This window comes from Phenylobacterium sp. (assembly GCF_036264965.1).
In the GTDB taxonomy this organism is placed as follows: Bacteria; Pseudomonadota; Alphaproteobacteria; order Caulobacterales; family Caulobacteraceae; genus Phenylobacterium.
Window position 1 is genome coordinate 35,676 of the sequence record NZ_DATAPY010000012.1, and the last position, 19,078, is coordinate 54,753.

Genomic DNA, 19,078 nt, shown 5'->3' on the forward strand with positions numbered 1-19,078 from the left:
CTTGACGATTCCCCGGGTCTCCGGCAGGGGAAAAGAAAAAATCAAGCGAGTCCTGGCTCGATGGCCTTTGGGAGATCCAAGTTGCAGACAAGAATTCGCCTATTGACGTCCGGCGCTGTGCTACTGGCCGCCGCCCTCGGAACGTCGGCTCAGGCCCAGACGAAGGCCGCCACCACCGCCGCCGCATCGGCCGCGGCCGGTGCGGCGGCCGGCGGCGGCAGCACCATCGAGGAGTTGGTGGTGACCGCCGAAAAGCGGTCGCAGAACCTGCAGGACGTACCGGTCGCCATCACGGCCTTCTCCTCGAAGACGCGCGACCTTCTGGGGATCAACTCCATTCAGGACCTGACCAACTTCACCCCGGGCCTGAACTATTCCTCGGGCAATGACCGCAACTCGATCCGCGGCGTCGGTCGCCTGACCAACTCCCACCCCATCGCCAACGCCGTCGCGCTCTATGACGACGGCGTCTTCAGCGACTCGACGGTCCCGGCCGGCAAGACGCCGATCTTCACCGACCGGGTGGAAGTGCTGCGGGGCCCGCAGGGCACGCTCTACGGCCGGAACTCCATCGGTGGCGCGATCAACGTGATCTCCGCACGGCCGACGGAAGATCCCTATGCCGAGGTGCGCGCGACCGTCGCCAATTATGGACGGACCCTGCTGGAAGCCGCCGTTTCCGGCCCGCTGGCGCCCAATCTGCAGTACCGCCTAGTCGGCAACTGGGAAAAGCAGACGGACGGCTACTTCACCAACGTCGTTCCGGGGAAGCCCTCGGAAGGCAATGTGATCGACCAGTGGTTCCTGGAAGGCCAACTCCAAGCGAAGGTCAACGACAAGCTGGATCTGTGGGGCAAGGTCGATCTGACCGGCTGGAACAACGGCGGCGGCGGCCCCGGCGCTCGCAATGGCTATACGGCCGCGCCCTTCAACTTCGGCGAGTTCGGCGCGCTCATTCCCTCCGCCGGCTTCGCCTGCGCGCCCGGGGGCGTGGTCAGCAATGTGGTCAATACCTCACCGCTCGGCTGTACCAATCCGGCCTCCACCGATCCGCGGAAATTCGCCTCGAACGTCGCCCAATCGGTGTCGCTGGACGAGGCCTATAATTTTTCCTTCCAGGCCAGCTATCACTTCGACAACTTCGACCTGAAGTACATCGGCGGCGGTAGCAACTATCACTACAAGCTGGAAACCGATAATGGCGGCGGCTCGATCAGCTCGTTCACGATCACTCCGGCGAGCTTCAATCCGCTTCTGCCGGTCAGCTCGCAGCCCTGCCCGGCGATCAATCTCGGCACGCCGGGAGGCTGCTCGGGCCTGACGGTGTTCCCGACCAACATCCAGACCTATCAGGAAAATTTCCTGAACTTCAGCCACGAGATCAACATCGCCTCGACCGGCAGCGGCCCGTTCCAATGGCTGGGCGGCCTCTACTACTATAAGGAACACGTCCAACAGCCGGTGTTCCAGACCTTGGCGCAGCAGCCGCAACTGGCCGGCGCGATCGCCAACATCCCCGGCCTTCCCGTCGCCGGCGCGGACTTCCAGAACCGGACCTTCGACGACCGTCCGGACATTCAGGACGAGTCCTACGCGGTGTTCGGTCAGATCGACTGGAAATTTACCGACACCCTGAAAGTCACGGTCGGCCTGCGCTGGAGCCACGACCACGAGTTCGGCACGGAGGCAGGCCGCGACGTCTGTTTCGGCACCACCGCCTGCGGCGTGACGCCCCAGCTGCTGGGGCAGTTCACCCCCGCTATCGACGTGACCAGTCCGAACTTTTTCCAGAGCAGCGTTCCCGCCGGCGTCGTGCCGACGGGCACGCCTGGCGGCGTGACCTTCACGCCGGACGGTTTCGGCCACCGGTCCTACGACGGCGTCTGGTCAGCGACGACCGGCACGCTTGGTTTCGAGTGGAACCCGGCGCCTGACACCTTGGCCTACGCCCGTTACAATCGCGGCTATAAGCAAGGCGGCTTCCAGGTTGGCGCAGTGGCCTTCGGCAGCCAGTTCCCGGAAACCAATCCGGAGCACCTGAACGATTACGAAGTCGGCTTTAAGAAGGACTTCTTCAATCGCACGCTGCAAACCGATGTCGCGCTCTTCTACTACGACTACCAAGGCCTGCAGGCGCCCCTGACGGTGGTCAATAACACCGGCGGCTTGGCGCCCTCGCAGAATGTCTTCCTGAATGTCCCGAAGTCCTACAGCGAGGGCGTTGAGTTCGAGACCACCTGGACGCCTATCGACAACCTGCGCATCCTGCTCAACTACTCGTTCAACCCGACGGGCATCAATACCCTCTCAGGCATCATCGATCCCACCGACCCCCTGGCCTTGGCCGCCGGCGCCAAGCCGTTGTCGCCGCTGCAGGCCTGCTCGGGCACCGGCTCAACCGTTACGGCGGCGAATCCGAAGCCGAACATCCTTTGCGACGTGAGCACTGGCTTCGTGCAGCGTCCCCAGGATCTAAAGGGCAACGTCCTGCCGAACGCTGCGCGCAACAAGGTGGCGCTGGATCTGCTCTACACCTACGAAATGGAGCGAGGCTCACTGATCCCTTCGGTCAGCTACGTTTGGCGCGACAAGGAGTACTCAAGCATCTTCAAGCGTGATTACGACGCCGCTCCATCCTGGAGTCAGGTCGACTCGCGCATCACCTGGAAGGCAAAAGAAAGCCACTTCACGGTCATCGCCTATGTGAAGAACCTCTTCGACACTCTGGGCTACGACAGCGGTGTGACCGGCACCCGCAACACCGGCGTCTTCCCGCTCTCGACGATCGCCGCGGCGAAGGGGCTCATCACGCCTGGCGCGCCGTCCGTCGTCGGCAACACAAATGGCGCTGTCCCCGGCCTGTCGCAAAGCGGGCTGCTCACAGGCTTCGGTCCCGAGGGCATCACGCGCAACTACGCGCTGACCCCGCCGCGCACCTTCGGCGTGGAGTTCCAATACCGCTTCTAAGCCACGTCGATCCTCGACGCTTCAGGGGCGCGTCCGCCAGGGCGCGCCCCTTCGATCTTGGCCGAACCCGAAGGCGTCATCCGAGATAGCCCAGCGCATGCGCGCGGCGCCCGTCCGCCCACTCGCGCTCGCCGCCCTTGCGACCGATCCGGCGGCTTTGGCGCCCGGATCGGCCAGACCTACAGCGCTATCGCCGTCAGGATGCAGTTCGCGTTCTGAGGGGGTGTTGGATCTCGGTCACTCGCGAGCGAGCTGACCGAGGACGACTTCAGGATGGCGATACGCCTTGATCTCAATGAGGTTGCCGCTGGGGTCGCTCAGCATCAGCTTGCCTTGCTCGGTCGGCGAGCCCGCATAGGACACGCACGGAGGTTCAACGAGATTTTTGGCCGCACCCATGCGATGCGCCAGAGTTTCCCAATCCGCCCAGGAGATCGTCGCGCCAAAATGCCGTGTTCGGGGCATGGGTTTCAGGACGTTGCCAGGGTCGTTCTGGAGGGTGACCTGGGCGCCGAACAATAGAACATCGGCGAATCCAGCCTCATGCCGTCCGATCTCGGCGCCAAGTTCATCCCGAAAGAAGGAAACCGCCTCGGACAGGTCGCGGACAGGAAACGAAATGTGGAAGATCGGGCGCATGGTGTCGCCATTTGCTCCTCTGGCGGTCGGTCTTGAGCTCCAGGTTGAGAGCCTACCGCCATTGAACCTATTTCGCAGGCGCCGCGCTGGCCACGGCGGCCTGGTACTGCGCCGGGTCGAGGTCGGGCATCTTTTTTAGGAACGCCACGATGGCCCAGAGCTCATCGTCACTGTGCGTGCGGCCCCAGGACGGCATGGCGGTGAGTTTGATGCCGTGCTTGAGAATCCAGAATTCCTGGGCCGGCGTCTGGTCGGTGCCGTAGGCGAGTTGCGGCGGCTTGGGATAGAGGCCCTTGCTCAGGTCGGTCTTCTTCATGCCCGGCGCGAGATGGCAGCCGGTGCACAGGTTGGCGTAGAGTCCGGCGCCCGTGGCGATCCGGCTTGGCGCGGTCAGATCCGCCGGCGGGATGATCCCTCGCGCGTGAGCCGCGATCGAGCGGTCGCGTAGCTGGCTGATCGCCCAGAACACCGGCTTGGTGTGCGGCGCGTCGGCGCCGATGTCATAGACGCCGCCGTAGACAAAGAGCGCTAGCCCCGCCGGAATCATCAGCACCAAGATCGCCGCAACGGCGACCCAGATGAGGCGGCCACGAAGACCGGTGGATTTGCGCTCGCTCATGTCGAAGTTGCCCCTCCCGAGGAGATTGCGGCGGCGCTGCCTTGCAGGCGCCCTCGCCATCTAGACGCGCGGCGCGGCGGATTTATTCCCGGGGGACCGGCGTAGGCGGGGCGGCGGCGGAACGACGGTCTGGCGAACGCGGTGGCCACCATTGCGGGGCGTGGGGACTAAATCCGCCGCGCCGGGTGTCATGCATAGTGAGCATCGCATTGGGGCTGAGACCTTGGACGACTTCGACCGCTTCCAACCTGTCAGCGTTCCGCTGGTCCGCCCCGACGCCGCGCGCGAGCGATCCGCCATCGGATCGCTGAGCCCGCGCCTGGCCCGTTCCTGTCCCAACCTTCGGGCCGGGTAGGGCGCGGGACGCCCCCCGTCCAGCCAACCGCCGGGGCGTCCTGCGCCATCTCTTTGCGACGATCCCTCCGATCGTCCGTCAATCTGGTCCGCCTGCCCCCAAAGCTATTGGACCGGACGCCTGGCGCGGGACTCCAGATACCCCAGGGGAGTTCCGCGCCTCTTTTCTTGCCCCCACAGACCCGGCGATCCCTTTGGATCGGCAGGGTGCGCCCGAGTAAGCAGGAGCCGTCTTTGGGTGACGGCCACGACCCTAGGCGCCCACAGCGCGCCGGCGCCTGGGTCGATGCCGGGACATCTAGTGCGCCTCAGGCTGAAATAGATCCGGTTCAGGCGTCCGACGCCCTCTAAGGCTTTGAAGATGGGCCTGTCTTATCCGGTTCAGGTGTTTCCGCCTGAGCCGGAAGGGTCTAGGCGACCGTGGGGGTTGGCCAGCGCGCGATGTCCTGCAGCACTTCGTTCTCGGCGATCTTCTCGCTGAGTCGCGCCTTCACCGTGTCTCCCAGGCTGATCAGGCCAATCACTCGTCCGTCATTCACCACCGGCAGGTGCCGCACGCGTTGTTCCGTCATGATGGCCATCGCGTCACGAACGCTGGTGGTGGGCCCCACGGTGGGCCGGTTCGCCAGCATCAGTCCCGCGATAGGGTGTTGAAGCGCGTCCCGGCCGTGCTCCGCCACGACCACAACAATTTCGCGCTCAGAGAGAACGCCCTTCAACTGGCCGCCCGCGGTGGTCACTACCAGCGCGCCGACATTGTGCTCATGCATGACCCGCGCCGCGTCGTGGGTGCGGATGCTCTCCACCACGGTGATGACGACGTCGCCCTTGATCTTGATGAGGTCCAGCACGCGCATGGTGTTTCCTTTCTCCTTGTGGCCGGGCGCAGGGATTGCGACGGCCGAGCCGGCTCACTCGGAGATGAGCACCGCCCGCACCAGGCCGCAGACACTGCCGCCAGGCGCCTGACATAACGACCGCCGGGCGCGCCGTTCTATTCCCGGCGAGCGCCTCGACGGCCCCTGGCGGCCCCGGAGGCGCGGCGATCACGGGCCCGACCGGGAGCTCAGGCGGCGTGGATAGGGAATAACCCGCGCCTTCTGGGAGTCCTCTTTCCTGAGTGGACGCGCGGGAGGACCAAGACCAATGACCGACATCCGACGGGCCGAAGGCTAATCGTGCTGCAGTCACGTCTTTGGATCGAAACCGCGTCGGGCGCTTTGGCCAGGGGAGACGCCGCGTTGGGCGACGACGCCGTCCCGCCGGACCGCTGTGTTCAGGTCACCCTGTCGGCCCACCAGGTCGGACTGCTCGAGCGCCTCGCCGCCACCACCGGTCTTGAGGAGGAGGTGGTGCTTTCGCGCCTGATCGGCGCTGCACTGGCCAGTCCCGATCGCTTCGACCGGTTTGACCGCCAGCGGCTGCGCCGATGCATTGACCTTCTCCGGGCGATCGAGGTGCATGTCGCGCGTGCGGCACGATCCATGACGGTGCGGCGGCTCTCGCCCGAATTGACCGCCCGCCGGGTCGACGAGCTGCTGGACCTGGGACGATACCTGCGGCGGGTCGGGTCCGTCTTGCTGCCGCCACTTCACGCGCCGGCCGCGACCGAGGCCGAACAGGCCGAGAGCCGCGATCGCCATGAGTCGCTCCTGCGCGAGCTGGTGAGCGCGGGTCCTCGATAAGCCGTGGTCCGACGCCGGCCATCGCGGTCCGTCGGCGACCTGCGCCTCCAGATATCATCGGCCGCGACAGGCTCGCAGGTGCGGCGACGGCGCCACATCGGCGGTTGCGGCGCGGCTGACCCTGGTCCCGCCGGCTATTGCGCCCGAGTTATTCGGCATCGGCATTAGAAAACGTTCTGATCCGTGTGTGGGAATATTTATTTTGATGATTGGATATCAAGAATATCGGGTCACGGAATCAATATATTGTTCAATCGACGTGTCGGAGACCTGGATATTGTAGAATAAGTGCTGCCTCGCTGCTTTTGTCGCCGCGGCGGGTGACTGGCTTTATGTTGCGGAAGTTAAATTAAGTAAATGTTACCTATGTAACTTCGACATTATGTATTGTAACAGATATTGAGATTCATATTCATGGAATGGGGTCGGCATAATAAGCAAAACGCGGATGAGTGAGGCGAAAATGCTTCGGGTATGCGGCATTTTGATGTGACCAATATGCGACATATTACAATTTGTAGCGGATAGACCTCAGGAACGCGCGTTGACGAGCGATTGAAGTCGCAGATACCTACAGCGTAACTGGCGCCGCCACGGCTCCGGTGGGCAAATTGTGGGAAGCGGACCTGCCGTCGTGGGCGGGCCGCCGGAGGATGTAGATCTTGAAGATGCAAAATACCCGGGAGCGCCTGTTGGCCTCCTCGATGATCTGTGGCGTGGCCTTCCTGGGCCTGTCTGCGAACCAGGCCTTCGCGGCCGCGGCTGACGCCGCCGGCGGGGACGTCTCCGAAATCGTCGTGACTGGCACCCGGATCCCGTCGCCGAACCTGACCTCGATCGCGCCGATCACGACGGTGGGCAACGCCGACATCAAGGCGCAGGGCGTCACGCGGATCGAAGATCTCACCAACTCCCTGCCGCAGGTGTTCGCGGGCCAGGGTTCGTCGATCAACAACGCCGCGAACGGCACCGCCACGGTCAACCTGCGCAACCTGGGCGCGGCCCGCACCCTGGTGCTGATCGACGGCCGCCGCGCCCAGCCGACCCCGGCCGACCTGAACTTCATCCCCTCGGCGCTCGTTGAGCGGGTTGATGTGCTGACCGGCGGCGCTTCGGCCACCTACGGCGCCGACGCCGTGGCCGGCGTCGTCAACTTCGTCATGCTGAAGAACTTCGAGGGCGTGCGCCTCGACGCCGAGTACAACGGCTACCAGCACGACAACAACAACGCGACCGGCCAGAACGCTCTGCTGGCGGCCCAGAAGACCGGCATCATCCCGTCCGAGTTCGCCGTTCCGCAGAAGAGCCTGTTCGAAGGCGAAGGCTCGCAGGTGACCATCATCCTCGGCGCCAACGCGCCGGACGGCAAGGGCAACATCACCGCCTACGCCACCTACCGTCAGAACAACCCGATCCTGCAGGCCGACCGCGACTTCTCGGCCTGTACGTTCGCCTCGACGGCGGCCGGCTTCACCTGCTCAGGCTCCGGAACCTCCTTCCCGGCGCGGGTCGGCAATTTCACTGTGGACCCCACCACCTTCAACACGCTGCGGCCGCGCAACGCGAACAACGACGTCTTCAACTTCGGCCCGACCAACTTCTTCGTACGTCCTGACGAGCGCTACAGCCTGGGCGCCTTCGCCCACTACGAAATCGCGCCCTGGGCCGAGGCCTATATGGACACCATGTTCCTGGACGACACTTCCACCGAGCAGATCGCCTCGGGCGGCATCTTCGCCGGGACGCACACCGTCAACTGCGCCAACCCGTTCCTGAGCGCCCAGGAAGCCGGCGTGCTCCCGGCCGTCGGCGGTGGCACCTGCGCCACCAACCCGGCCGGCAACTTCACCGGGATCGTGGCCCGCCGCCTGCTGGCCAGCGAAGGGACCGGCCGCCTCCAGACCTTCCGTCACGATGATTACCGGATCGTGCTGGGCCTGCGCGGCGACCTGGGCAAGAACTGGAACTACGACGGCTACATGCTGTTCAACTCCGTGCAGGCGAACAACCGGCAATCGGGGAACTTCAATCTGGCGCGCGAGAACCAGTCGCTGAACGCGGTGGCCGGTCCGGGCGGGACAGTGATCTGCAACCCGGCGGCCAACCCAGACCCGGGCTGTGTGCCGATCAACATCTTCAGCAGCCAGGCCATCAGCTCGGCCGCGGCGAATTTCCTGCAGGCGCCCAGCTTCAGCAATATCAACACCCAGGAGCGGGTGGTCAGCCTGGCCTTCACCGGCAAGCTCGGCGACTACGGGATCAAGAGCGCCTGGGCCAATGACGGCGTGGGCGTGGCGTTCGGCGCCGAGTACCGCCGCGAGCACCTGGATTCCTCGTCGGATTTCCTGTCGACGAACGGGCTGGTGGACGGCAACGGCGCGGCCAACCCGCCGGTCAGCGGCAGCTTCGATGTCTACGAACTGTTCGGCGAAGCCCGCGTGCCGCTGATCAGCGACATGCCTTTCGCCAAAGACGTGTCCCTGGAGCTCGGCTACCGCTTCTCCGACTACTCCTCGGTCGGCAACACCAATACCTACAAGGTGGCCGGCGAGTGGGAAGTGATCGACGGCCTGCGCGTCCGCGGCGGCTACAACCGCGCCGTCCGCGCCCCAAACATCAACGAACTGTTCAATCCGCAGAACGTCGTCCTCGACGGCAACCAGGACCCCTGCGCGGGCCTGACGGCCAACAACCCGCTGGTCGCCCAATGCGCCAACGTCTTCCACCTGACCACCCAGCAGGTGCTGAACATCGAGAAGAACCCGGCCAACCAGTACAACGGCCTGACCGGCGGCAATCCCAACCTGAAGCCGGAGCTGTCCGACACCTACACCGGTGGCGTTGTCTGGCAGCCGAAGTTCGTCCCGGGCCTGAACATGTCGGTCGACTACTTCAACATCCGGGTCGAGCAGTTCATTGCCGGCCTGGGGGAGAACCTGATCCTCAATCAGTGCGTCAACACCGCCAATCCAACTTTCTGCAACCTGGTCCACCGCGATGCGAACGGCTCGCTGTTCCTGTCCAACCAGGGCTTCGTGCAGGACACCTCGCTGAACACCGGTTCGCTGAAAACCACGGGCGTCGACCTCAGTATCGACTACCACACCGACCTGGCGGCCATCGGCCTCGGCGACAACGGCTCCGTTTCCGCCAAGCTGATCGGCACCTGGCTCGACACATTGGTCACCCAGCCCCTGCCGGGCGGCGCGTCGCACGACTGTAAGGGCCTCTACGGCTTGACCTGCGGTGAGCCGTCACCGGCCTGGCGCCACACCTCGCGGGTGACCTGGAGCACGCCTTACAGCTATGGCGACTGGATCAAGCAGCTCAGCTTCTCGGCGCAATGGCGCTACTTCGCCAAGGTGACGCTGGACGCCTTCGACCCCAATCCGCAGCTCGTCAACCCCGGCAACGCGTTCGCCATCGAACAGACCCTGCCTTCGCAGAGCTACATCGACCTGACGGCGAACTTCACGGTCCACAACAACCTGAACTTCCGGGTGGGCGTGAACAATGTGTTCGACAAGGACCCGCCGCTGGTGGGCACCAACTGCGCCGCGGGGGTGTGCAGCGGCAACACCTTCCCGCAGGTCTACGACGCGCTCGGCCGCTTCGTCTTCGTGGGCCTCAGCGCGGACTTCTAGGCACACGACACGTTAGAGGAACGGGGGCGGCGGAGCGATCCGCCGCCCCTATTTTCGCGGGCGTTGCCGGGGGTGCGCCGCCGCGGCGCCAGCGGCGATGACAGGCCGTTGCTCACTCCAGAATTTATTCCCGGCAAATGTGAAATAAAGTCATGAAAATACTAGATAAATTGAAAGACAGATGAGCGGCTCAGCGGGTATTTTACGGCAGCATTTCCGTCCCGGAGCAGCGCGTTATGCGCGATCATTCAATGCGGGCCTCGACCGTCGCGATCTATTCCAGCGCGGGTCCGCGGAGCCGCAGTTTCGCCAAGGACATCGCTGAACTCGCGCTGTTCCTCGATGTGACGGAGCGCGCTGTCCCGGCTGGCTACCTTGAGGCCGCAACGGCCGAACTGGCTGTCGAGCGGGGCATCCCGGCCACTACTCTCAAGCGGTGCGCTTCAGAGGCCCGCGCGCTGATCGAGTTCGCCCACGAGAGTGGGGCCGTTCAGCGGATCGCTTCGCGGATCAACGGATCAAAATTGGGCCTGCGCGAGGATCTTGCGATCTGGCTTGAGCAGACCAATCTCGCCGACGTGTTGAAGCAGCGGGCCCGGCGCCTCAACCGGCGGTTTGGCGGACGACCGACGACCAAGACGCGCACTTTGCGTGCCGTTCAGGAACTCGTCGAATTCGCCAGTGACGGCCGCCAGGAGGCCCTTGAGGAACTCGACGCGATCCGGGCGCTGATTGGGACCGCGACGCCCGACGCGATGGCGAACCAGCCCGCCGAGATGCACCGCCCAGCGGCCCCGCGCCGCGTCCGCTCCGCCCGGACGCGATAGGCGACCGCCGGCGCGCGAGGCGTCGAGGCTATGAAGGCCGCGGGCTAGAGACTTCAGATGCTCAATCAGCGAAAATCGTACTCCGGGGTGAGGACCGATGGGGCGAGCCCGCGGAGGCTTGATTTATGAGCACGTGGACGGACTTGCGCACGCTGCGACTTCGGCTCCGCAAGCCGAACGCGGCAGACCTCCACGCCGTTTTCGCCGTGCATGGCGACCCTCAGACCAATACATTTAACCCAGATGGCCCCTTAGGGGACCTGGCCGGCGCTGCGCGCCTGCTTGACAGGTGGAGAGCCGATTGGAGCGAGCGAGGCATCGGCTATTGGGCCGTCGAGCTCGCCGCCGGCCCAGCCGAGGTTGTCGGCTTCGGCGGCCTGCGCTGGAAGACCTGGCAGAATCGCGAGGTCCTGAATCTCTATTTTCGGCTACGCCCCCAAGTTTGGGGCCAGGGCCTCGCCGTGGAACTCGGCCGCACCGCAGTAGACACCGCATTTCGCCAACTGGACGTCGAGGAGATCGTCGGTGCGACGCGTCACGACAACCGACCGTCTATCGCCACGCTGAAGCGGATAGGGTTGCAGCCCGACGGCACGCAAATGGATGACTCCGGTTCAAGTCTGCTGTTCAGGATCCGCCGCGAGGCCTGAGCTCATTTGGTTTGGAGTTCGGCGACGCTCGCGGGAAGCAGCGCGGCGCATCGGATCCCCCAATTCACGCGTGACCGGTCGCGCGTCCGAGGCGCCGCGGCCGAAATCTAGTGCGAGGGATCCGGCGAATGGGCCTCGAAGGCGGCCTTGAATAGCTTCAGATCGTTTGGATCGATATCCGAGACCGCCGCATACCGCAGGCCGCCGGCGGTCCACTCAACGACCGTGTACCCGTCACGACGTACCGTCTTCGAGCCGTTGAACAGCCGCTCGTCGGCCGGCCAGGCGAACAGATTCACTGTGTGCAGGCGGCGCTTGTAGACGATCGCCGGCGCCACGCGCCCGTCTATGTAGTCCAGCCGTCCGCCGACCAATGGAAAGCCCTGGTCTGCAAGCTGCGGCACCGGCGGGGCCACATCGACCTTGCCGTTGAACCAGGGCCGTACGACGTGCTGGTCGGCGGTCGCGACATCAGTCAGGTGGTTGGCCAGCAGCGAGCGCACGTGACTGGCGACCAGCTGGCGCTCGAGGCCGTTGTCGGCGACCTGCGGCAGGACCAGCATGATGCCAAGGCCGGCCGCTAGCAGACCGCCGGCCCCGCCGACGTTCCAGGCGCTCACGCGCGCACGGGTCGGTCGCGCGTCGGCCAGGTTCGGGCTGTCGCTGGCGCTGAGCATGGCCTCGATGTTGGCGCGCAAACGTTCCGGGGCGCGATAGGTGATGCTAGGCGCGGTAACCGCTTCGCGCAGCGCTAGCATCCGCAAATATTCCCCATGGCAACCATTGCACGTCTTGAGGTGGGTTTCGAACGCCGCGGCGTTGACGGCGTCGAGTTCCGCATCGACCAGGCCCTGCAGGAGGATGGATTTGTCTTGGCAGGCAGTCATCGAAGGGTCTCCCGGAATCCCGAGCTGGCGCTCGGATCACCCCCCGGCAGCAACATGTCGCAGAGCATTTGGCGGGCCCGTGCGAGGCGCGACATAACCGTGCCGATCGGCGCCGACGTCAGGGCGGCGATCTCCCGGTAGGACAGCTCCTCGAGTTCGCGCAACACGAGGGTTTCGCGGAACGGCTCGGGCAGGTTCTCGATGACGGCGCGCAAGGCGGTGGCGTCGCGCTGACGGATCAGATCTTCCTCGGGCGTCTCCTGATCCGGGTCGGAGATATTGGCCAGGGCGAGCGACTGTGCATCCGACAGTTCACATTCCTCCACCAGGACGTTCGCTGAGCTCTTGCGGGCGCGCGTCGAATTCAAAAAGCAATTCCGGACAATGGCGAACAGCCAGGCCTTTGGGGCGCCGCCGCGATAGTCCGGAAAGGCGCGGAAGGCGCGAAGGAAGGCGTCTTGCACAACGTCCTCCGCGGCGTCGGCGTCCCGCGTCAGGTAGCGGGCGAAGTTATAGGCGCTGTCGAGGTGCGGCAGGACCAGCTCGCGGAACTGGCGTGTCTGCTCCGCTTCGGCGGCGCGGCCAGGCGTGGCCGCGCCGCCGACCGCGAGGTGCGGTCTGAAGAAGGGTTTGCGTCCGGAGATCGCCATTCGCCCGACAGCCGCTAAGCGGCCTTGACGATCACCTTGCCCACCATGTGCGGGTGCAGCGAACAGAAGTAGCCGAACTCACCCGCCTTGGTGAAGGTGAAGGAGAACTTCTCGTCGGTGTCCATCACTTTGGATTTGAAGCTCTTGTCGTTGGCCACGACGGTGTGGGGGATGTCGTCCCGGTTGACCCAGGTGACGGTGGTCCCCACCGTGACAGTGAGCGCCTCCGGCCCGAAGACGAAGTTGTCGATGTTGACAGTGGGGCCGGCGGTCGCCGCGGCATGAGCGCCGGGGCCGCTGATCGCGGCTGCGGCCACCACGCCAAGGCTTATGGAGAGCGCCAGCGCGCCCACCTTTAGGGTCTTCAACATAGGTAGATCCGTTTCTGAGGCAGGTGTCGGGTCAGGTCGCCAGGGTCTGGTCGACCAGGGCGATGGGCTGGGAGCCGCGGACGAAGGTCGCCGTGGTGATCCCCAGCATGGAATGCAGCTGCTCGGTCGGCACCTTCAGCGGTCCCGGCGAAGGGCCCTGACCGCCCACCGGTTGCGGGAAGGCCGTGGAGCGGGCGGTGTGGAAGGCGATGTTGCCCTCCACCTTCTGGGTGATCTGGTGGATGTGGCCGTTCAAGACGGTCACCGAACCGAAGCGCTTGAGGTGGCTGAGCGCCTGGGCCGCGTCGTCGGTGCCCCAGCCCCAGTCGGCATAGACCGTCCACAGCGGGATGTGGGCGAAGACCACGATCGGCTGCGACGACGGCCGTCCGGCCAAGTCCTTCTCAAGCCAGGCCAGCTGGTCGGCGCCGAGCGAGCCCATGCCGCCGGCCTTCAGGTTGACCACATTGATCAGGGCCACGAAGTGCACGCCCTTGTGGTCGAAGCTGTACCAGCCGGCGCCCTTGGTCCCCTTGCCGTAGCGGTCGAGGTAGGCCTTGCCGGCGCCCTCGTCGAGCATGTCGTGCTCGCCGGGTACGTGGAAGACCGTCAGGCCGGCCTGCTTGATGATCTGGTCGGCGTCGTCGAACTCTGAGTCCTTCGACAGCTGGGTGATGTCGCCGGTGTGGATGATGAAGTCCGGCTTCACCGGCATGGCGATGATCTTGCTCACCGCCTCCTGATAGGTCGCCTTGGAATCCGGATTGGCGGGCTTGTTGAAGCCCACGTGGCTGTCGCTGATCTGCAGGAAGGTGAAGCCCTTGGCCTTCATCGGCGCGGCCATCGCCTGGTCGAGGCTGATGGAACTCATCAGGCCGCCGCTGACGGTGAACAGCGCGCCGGTCCCGGCCCAGGCCATACACTTCAGGAAGCCGCGGCGGTCTTCGCCGGCGTTGTCATGGTCGCTCATGGGAAGGTCTCTCCGTTCGTTGTCGCTAAGTTGACCCGCGAGCCGGGCGCTTTATTCCCGGCCGGCGAAGATTTCCCGCGCGCCCGACAAAACGGGCGCTCGGAAGGAGGGTGAGGGGACGCCGGGCAGCGACGCCCCCTCTTCGCCGACGCCACGTCCAGTGGACGTCGGCGAATGGGGTGACCTCAGCCTGGCCGGGCCCCTGGCGCGGCCGTCATGGCGCGGCACGCCGGCGCGCCGCGCCCTCCGGACGGCGGCGGGGAAGCATGGTCTGCAGCACGCCATCCTTGAGAACGACACCATGCAGAAGGGCGGCGCCGACATGCAGGCCGACCAAGCCGAGGAGCAGCCAGGCCGCGAGTTCGTGGACCTGGTGGAAGAGCATGGCGAGACCCTTGTCGCGGGCCATGGCCTGGGGGATTTCGAACATGAAGAGCTCGAAGGGTCGGCCGCGCGCGAGGGTTTGCAGCAGTCCTGTGAGCGGCTGAACCAGCAGCAGGATGTAGAGCCCGCCCTCTGTCAGGGCGGCGGCGCGCGCCTGGAGGGGCGAGACGCTCGGCGGCAGAGACGGCCGCAGTCCGAAGGTCAGACGCCACACGAGCCGGCCGATGGCGACGAGCCAAAGCGTCACCCCGGCGGAGCGGTGGAGGGTTAGTAGGCCGGAGCCGGCCGGCGTGTCCTCGCCGAGGAAGCCCCGGCCCCAGATGCTGGCGAACATCACGGTCAGCAACAGGACCGTCGCCCAATGCAGAGCGATAGAAACCGGGTCGAACCGTAGCAGCGGCGCGGCGGTCTTCGGCTGGCTGGCCGGTTTGGACCACGCGAGGTCATTCATGGGACTGGGCTCCGGCGCGGTCCTTAGCTCCGCCGTCGGGGCAGGCCGCATAATCAGGAGACCTGGGCGGGCGCGGATTTATTCCCGAGGCGAAATGGAGTCGCCGGGTCGCGCGTTCGTCGTCCGGCCTCGCAGCTCGAGGTCGCGGACGGGCCTGGGTTTCGCTCAACCATTCAGGAGCCGCCGCAGTGAGGGCAACACCACCTCATCCGGCTGGTCGTAGCCGAGGGGTCGAACGAAGCGGCCCTTGGCGTCCATCAGATAGAGGATCGCGGAATGATCCATCGTGTAGCCGCCGCCCGCCAACGGGACCTTCTGATAGTAAACCCGGTATTCGTGGGCGATCAGGGCGATGTTCGCCGGGGATCCGGTCAACCCGCGGATTCGCGGATCGAAGGCCGCTAGGTAGGCGCCTAGCTGCTTCGGCGTGTCACGCTCCGGATCGACCGTGACATAGACCACGTTCAGCCGGTCGCCAGCGGGGCCGAGCGCCCGCAGCCAGTTTGTCATGTGGGTCAGGGTCGTGGGACAGACATCAGGGCAGGTGGTGAAGCCGAAAGCGACCAGCGAGGGCTTTCCGCGCAGGTCACGATTCGTCACGCGCCGGCCCGTCTGATCGACCAGGTCAAACGGGCCGCCGATGTTGGCCGTGGGCGAGACGCCCTTCGGGGGGTGCGACAGGAACAGGTAACCCGCCGCCCCGAGTAGGCCAAGCACAAGGGCTGCGGCGAGCAGCAGTTCCAACCCAGAATCCTTGCTCCGGGCGCCCGCCGCCTTCTTGGATTTCAGCATTCAGTCCCCCCGAGCCACAGGCGGCGCGCCGACGGCCAGGTAGATCTTGACTGGGCGCGCGGTCTCGAACTGCAGCGTCATCGGCAGACGGTCGCCCGGCGCCAGCTGTCGCTTCAGTCCGAGCAGCATCAAGTGATAGCCGCCGGGCGCGAGCTTCAGGGTCCCGGCCGGCCCGATCTCCAGGCCGCCGACCACCGGCCGCATGCGGACGACCGCTCCTGTCGTGGTGATCGTTTGCAGCTCCACCCGCTCAACCCATGGCGAGGCGGCGCCCATCAGCCGATCGGGCCTGGCGCCGGCGTTGCGCAGTGTCAGATATCCGGCGCTGGCGCCGGCCTGCGCCGGGCGCGCCCAGGCGTCTTGGACCACGACGGCACCGGTCAGGCGGATTCTTGACGTCGCTGGGCTGGCCGGGGCCAGCATTACGGCGGCCGTGGCCACCAGCCGGGAGATACGCGCGAGCCTCATCACAGGCCCTGCGCCGCGCGGTCTCCACGCGCTCACGGGGTGAAGGCGCCCGAGGATGCGTCGGCAAGTGACGGCTGGCGGGCTCGCTGGGAGGGGGCGGTCAGATGGGTTGGCCGGGCGGCCCGTGCGGTCAGGGCCGCTACGAACGCCGCCGAAATCCTGCTCGAGAATGGCGCCCGGTAGGGGTGCAGTTTCGGCGGATCGGCCGCGTGGGTCAGCATGGCCACGCTGGCCTTGAAGACCAGCAGGCGCCCGTCGACGCTTTCGGCGCAGTCGATGTCGAAATAGTCGAGCTGGACCGCCTCGATGACGATGTCGAGGGCGACGCGGTGACGGAGCGCGAAGGTTTCGTCGAACGTCGCCAACAGCCGGGCCTCTTCGGTGCGATCGCCGAGGCCCCAATCCATACTGGCCAAACTGCAGTAGCGCGCACGCCAATGCGGCGAGACCGCCACGTGGCTGATGTGGGGTTTGCCATCGATGACAGCGATGCGGAACTTGCGGAAGAGGCCGTCGGCTGCGCTGTAGTCGTAGAAGGCGGCGACCTCGAGGTCGCCGTCCGGAATCTCGGCGAGGCAGGCCTCCAATCCGCCGATCTCGTCGACCTTCTCTGGCCGTCGGTCGCAGCCGGCCGCCGTGGGACGGATCAGCACGGGAAACAGTGGGCCGTCCCACGGCTCCGGCGACATCGAGCGGATCGCGGCGAGCAGCCGCCGGCGCGAGATCCGGCGGGTGTCCGCCGCCGCCAATCGCCGATGGCAGGGCACGATCGCGGAGAGGCTGTCGCGGGACAGGGCGGAGATCCGCTCGGGCCGGCCGTTGACAACTGGCCGCGGCCAGTTGTCGAAGGCTCCGTGGAGTTGCGACAGAAGAAGCACGGTCTCCTCGGTCCGGTTGATCGCCAGGATGGCGACGTCGTGGTCCGGGAGGTCCTCGAACGGCGGCGGCGGCCCGTCGCAGTAGACCATGGTCAGGTCGACATCCGACGCCTCGAGCAGGTAGTCCAAGGGCGTGTTGGCCGTCAGATCACCCGGGGCCAGGAAGGCCAGCACGCGCAACCCGCGTCCGCTCCCGAAGACCCGGCGGTAGACCCGGGTCTGCGCCAGGGCCAGGGCCTGCGTCTCAAGACCCGATTTGCGGTCTCCAGAAAGCAACAGGACGCTCGAGAGATCCAGGCGCGTCCCGGCGTCAGACGGCTTGATCGCCAGCCATCCGGCCAGTTCGCGGGCCAGTCGATGCAACGCGCGGCCATAGGCGGCCTCGCGCAGGAGGACGGCAAGTCCCATGATTTCCGCCGGTTCGGCGGCCTGCTCCCGCGCCACCATCACGCACGACGCTTCATCGGGCGCGCGCGTTGCGTCTGTGTGCGTCGCGGCGGATCGGGGTGAGGCGGGGCCTGACGAGCCGCTCCGGGGGAATAGGGCGCGATGGACGTGATTTCGCATGGGTCACTCCCGTCTGAGCCTCGCAGCTCGCTCCAAGGTGACACTTGGGCGAGGCGGTTTATTCGCGCGCCCCGAGCCGCCGAGACGGGTCGTCCGCTCCGCGGCCGTTCCCCGGGAATAAACCTGCGGCCAAGCGGGTCCTGTTCGATATCGGCCGTGGATGGTGGGCGGCCGCGCAAGCGGAGGGCGGCATGTTCAAGATGTCCGGAGTCGGCCGGCTCGAGTTGATCGCAGCCGCTCTCATCAGCCTGTGGTCAGGGACTGCGGCGGCGCAGGACGCGCCGCCATCGCACACCGATCATAGAAGCTGCTTCTTCATTCACGAATGGCAGGGCTGGAAGTCGCCTTCGCCGATGGTCCTCTATCTCCGCATCAACCGCCGAGACGTCTACCGTGTCGATCTCACCTCGGGCTCGCCGAACCTGCAGCGGTCCGACATGCATCTCATCTCGGAAACCCGCGGCAGCGATGTCATCTGTTCGGCGCTGGACCTGCAACTGAGCGTGGCCGACACCCAAGGCTTCCGCGAACCCCTGATCGCCAAGTCCCTCACCCGGCTCAGCGCGGAGGAGATCGCGGCGATCCCCCACCGGTTCCTGCCCTGACGCCCGCGGCCCCGAAGACGCGCCCGACCGGATACCGCGGCCGGTGATCCGGCGCCTGGCGACGGCCTGCTGGCTGGGACTCCTGTCCGCCGCGCCGGCCTACGCGCAATCGGTGGAAAGCGCGCCGGCGCCGGCAGCGCCGTTGTCCCTCGATGCGGGCGCGACTCCTTCCGCCGATACGCCGGCCATGGATCGGGCGACGATGGGCCACGGCATGGTCGGGATGGACATGGCGCGCCGGTATCTGGGCGACGGCATGGCCGGAGCCCTCGGTCCCTACGCGACGAGCCGCGAGGCCTCGGGCACCGCCTGGCAGCCGGACGCCTCGCCGATCGACGGCTATCTGTTGGTCTTCAGCGACTGGAGCGTGACGCTCCACGGCGTTCTGAACGGCGTCTACGACCAGCAGAACGGGCCGCGCGGCGACGAGAAGAGCTTCGCCTCCGGCATGTTCATGGTCATGGCTCAGCGGCCGGTCGGCGACGCCGGGACGCTGCAGCTGCGCGCCATGCTGAGCCCCGACCCGCTAATGGGCCCGTCCGGCTATCCGCTGCTGCTGGCCACCGGCGAAACCGCCGACGGCAAGACCCCGCTCGTCGACCGCCAGCACCCGCACGACCTCTTCATGGAGCTGTCGGCGTCCTATGCGTACAAGCTGGACGCCCAGAGC

At 65.9% G+C, this 19,078-nt stretch carries 17 protein-coding genes and 1 pseudogene; 7 read left to right on the forward strand and 11 right to left on the reverse strand.

Features of this window, described 5'->3' with window-relative positions:
* The first annotated feature begins 81 nt into the window (after window positions 1-81).
* Window positions 82-2,967 (forward strand): TonB-dependent receptor, encoded by a 2,886-nt coding sequence (locus VHS75_RS01165; protein WP_329636769.1) that lies wholly within the window; start codon window positions 82-84, stop codon window positions 2,965-2,967.
* Between the two features lie 237 nt (window positions 2,968-3,204).
* Here VHS75_RS01165 and VHS75_RS01170 read toward each other — a convergent pair whose 3' ends face one another.
* The 3 genes from VHS75_RS01170 to VHS75_RS01180 all read right to left on the reverse strand — a co-directional run bounded on the left by VHS75_RS01170 (window position 3,205) and on the right by VHS75_RS01180 (window position 5,436).
* The gene (locus VHS75_RS01170; protein ID WP_329636770.1) at window positions 3,205-3,606 is read right to left on the reverse strand and encodes a VOC family protein; all 402 of its coding nucleotides are present in this window, start codon (window positions 3,604-3,606) and stop codon (window positions 3,205-3,207) included.
* A gap of 67 nt (window positions 3,607-3,673) precedes the next feature.
* Complete coding sequence (locus VHS75_RS01175; protein ID WP_329636771.1) at window positions 3,674-4,225, reverse strand: cytochrome c; 552 nt, start codon at window positions 4,223-4,225, stop codon at window positions 3,674-3,676.
* Window positions 4,226-4,989: 764 nt separating this feature from the next.
* Entirely contained in the window at window positions 4,990-5,436 is a 447-nt protein-coding gene (locus VHS75_RS01180) for a CBS domain-containing protein (protein WP_329636772.1), read from the reverse strand.
* Between the two features lie 384 nt (window positions 5,437-5,820).
* Between VHS75_RS01180 and VHS75_RS01185 the strand changes: the two genes are divergently transcribed.
* From VHS75_RS01185 to VHS75_RS01200, 4 genes are all read left to right on the forward strand, one after another.
* A complete protein-coding gene (locus VHS75_RS01185) occupies window positions 5,821-6,264 on the forward strand; it encodes a hypothetical protein (protein ID WP_329636773.1) in 444 nt (147 codons plus the stop codon).
* A gap of 668 nt (window positions 6,265-6,932) precedes the next feature.
* Window positions 6,933-9,908 carry a TonB-dependent receptor domain-containing protein gene (locus tag VHS75_RS01190; protein ID WP_329636785.1) on the forward strand — a complete coding sequence of 992 codons (2,976 nt, stop codon included), beginning with the start codon at window positions 6,933-6,935 and terminating at the stop codon, window positions 9,906-9,908.
* Between the two features lie 236 nt (window positions 9,909-10,144).
* Window positions 10,145-10,735, forward strand: a complete 591-nt coding sequence (locus VHS75_RS01195) for a hypothetical protein (protein WP_329636774.1) — start codon at window positions 10,145-10,147, stop codon at window positions 10,733-10,735.
* 125 nt (window positions 10,736-10,860) lie between these two features.
* Window positions 10,861-11,385: a GNAT family N-acetyltransferase gene (locus VHS75_RS01200; protein ID WP_329636775.1), complete on the forward strand. Its 525-nt coding sequence runs from the start codon at window positions 10,861-10,863 to the stop codon at window positions 11,383-11,385.
* A 107-nt stretch (window positions 11,386-11,492) separates the two neighbouring features.
* Here VHS75_RS01200 and VHS75_RS01205 read toward each other — a convergent pair whose 3' ends face one another.
* From VHS75_RS01205 to VHS75_RS01240, 8 genes are all read right to left on the reverse strand, one after another.
* Complete coding sequence (locus VHS75_RS01205; RefSeq protein ID WP_329636776.1) at window positions 11,493-12,272, reverse strand: hypothetical protein; 780 nt, start codon at window positions 12,270-12,272, stop codon at window positions 11,493-11,495.
* Window positions 12,269-12,922 carry a sigma-70 family RNA polymerase sigma factor gene (locus VHS75_RS01210; protein ID WP_329636777.1) on the reverse strand — a complete coding sequence of 218 codons (654 nt, stop codon included), beginning with the start codon at window positions 12,920-12,922 and terminating at the stop codon, window positions 12,269-12,271. The genes VHS75_RS01205 and VHS75_RS01210 overlap by 4 nt, the downstream gene beginning before the upstream one ends.
* A 14-nt stretch (window positions 12,923-12,936) precedes the next feature.
* Window positions 12,937-13,293 carry a plastocyanin/azurin family copper-binding protein gene (locus tag VHS75_RS01215; RefSeq protein WP_329636778.1) on the reverse strand — a complete coding sequence of 119 codons (357 nt, stop codon included), beginning with the start codon at window positions 13,291-13,293 and terminating at the stop codon, window positions 12,937-12,939.
* 31 nt (window positions 13,294-13,324) lie between these two features.
* The gene (locus VHS75_RS01220; protein WP_329636779.1) at window positions 13,325-14,263 is read right to left on the reverse strand and encodes a metallophosphoesterase family protein; all 939 of its coding nucleotides are present in this window, start codon (window positions 14,261-14,263) and stop codon (window positions 13,325-13,327) included.
* A gap of 214 nt (window positions 14,264-14,477) precedes the next feature.
* Window positions 14,478-15,098, reverse strand: a complete 621-nt coding sequence (locus tag VHS75_RS01225; protein WP_329636780.1) for a cytochrome b — start codon at window positions 15,096-15,098, stop codon at window positions 14,478-14,480.
* Window positions 15,099-15,263: 165 nt separating this feature from the next.
* Window positions 15,264-15,890: an SCO family protein gene (locus VHS75_RS01230; RefSeq protein ID WP_329636781.1), complete on the reverse strand. Its 627-nt coding sequence runs from the start codon at window positions 15,888-15,890 to the stop codon at window positions 15,264-15,266.
* Window positions 15,891-16,358 (reverse strand): copper chaperone PCu(A)C, encoded by a 468-nt coding sequence (locus VHS75_RS01235; protein WP_329636782.1) that lies wholly within the window; start codon window positions 16,356-16,358, stop codon window positions 15,891-15,893.
* A 32-nt stretch (window positions 16,359-16,390) separates the two neighbouring features.
* Window positions 16,391-17,644, reverse strand: a complete 1,254-nt coding sequence (locus VHS75_RS01240) for a hypothetical protein (protein ID WP_329636783.1) — start codon at window positions 17,642-17,644, stop codon at window positions 16,391-16,393.
* A gap of 203 nt (window positions 17,645-17,847) precedes the next feature.
* Between VHS75_RS01240 and VHS75_RS01245 the strand changes: the two genes are divergently transcribed.
* Both VHS75_RS01245 and VHS75_RS01250 read left to right on the forward strand, forming a co-directional pair.
* On the forward strand, window positions 17,848-18,408 hold the full coding sequence (locus tag VHS75_RS01245; RefSeq protein WP_329636784.1) for a hypothetical protein: 561 nt from the start codon (window positions 17,848-17,850) through the stop codon (window positions 18,406-18,408).
* A 43-nt stretch (window positions 18,409-18,451) separates the two neighbouring features.
* Window positions 18,452-19,078: pseudogene (locus VHS75_RS01250) on the forward strand (hypothetical protein); the annotation flags it as partial.

Bases quoted from the DNA above. Each gene is read 5' to 3' on its own strand.
- VHS75_RS01170 (WP_329636770.1), bottom strand. From the start codon at position 3,606: ATGCGCCCGATCTTCCACATTTCGTTTCCTGTCCGCGACCTGTCCGAG.
- VHS75_RS01205 (WP_329636776.1), bottom strand. From the start codon at position 12,272: ATGACTGCCTGCCAAGACAAATCCATCCTCCTGCAGGGCCTGGTCGAT.
- VHS75_RS01180 (WP_329636772.1), bottom strand. From the start codon at position 5,436: ATGCGCGTGCTGGACCTCATCAAGATCAAGGGCGACGTCGTCATCACC.
- VHS75_RS01230 (WP_329636781.1), bottom strand. From the start codon at position 15,890: ATGCTGAAATCCAAGAAGGCGGCGGGCGCCCGGAGCAAGGATTCTGGG.
- VHS75_RS01200 (WP_329636775.1), top strand. From the start codon at position 10,861: ATGAGCACGTGGACGGACTTGCGCACGCTGCGACTTCGGCTCCGCAAG.
- VHS75_RS01235 (WP_329636782.1), bottom strand. From the start codon at position 16,358: ATGAGGCTCGCGCGTATCTCCCGGCTGGTGGCCACGGCCGCCGTAATG.
- VHS75_RS01175 (WP_329636771.1), bottom strand. From the start codon at position 4,225: ATGAGCGAGCGCAAATCCACCGGTCTTCGTGGCCGCCTCATCTGGGTC.
- VHS75_RS01240 (WP_329636783.1), bottom strand. From the start codon at position 17,644: ATGGGACTTGCCGTCCTCCTGCGCGAGGCCGCCTATGGCCGCGCGTTG.
- VHS75_RS01190 (WP_329636785.1), top strand. From the start codon at position 6,933: ATGCAAAATACCCGGGAGCGCCTGTTGGCCTCCTCGATGATCTGTGGC.
- VHS75_RS01210 (WP_329636777.1), bottom strand. From the start codon at position 12,922: ATGGCGATCTCCGGACGCAAACCCTTCTTCAGACCGCACCTCGCGGTC.
- VHS75_RS01220 (WP_329636779.1), bottom strand. From the start codon at position 14,263: ATGAGCGACCATGACAACGCCGGCGAAGACCGCCGCGGCTTCCTGAAG.
- VHS75_RS01215 (WP_329636778.1), bottom strand. From the start codon at position 13,293: ATGTTGAAGACCCTAAAGGTGGGCGCGCTGGCGCTCTCCATAAGCCTT.
- VHS75_RS01225 (WP_329636780.1), bottom strand. From the start codon at position 15,098: ATGAATGACCTCGCGTGGTCCAAACCGGCCAGCCAGCCGAAGACCGCC.
- VHS75_RS01195 (WP_329636774.1), top strand. From the start codon at position 10,145: ATGCGCGATCATTCAATGCGGGCCTCGACCGTCGCGATCTATTCCAGC.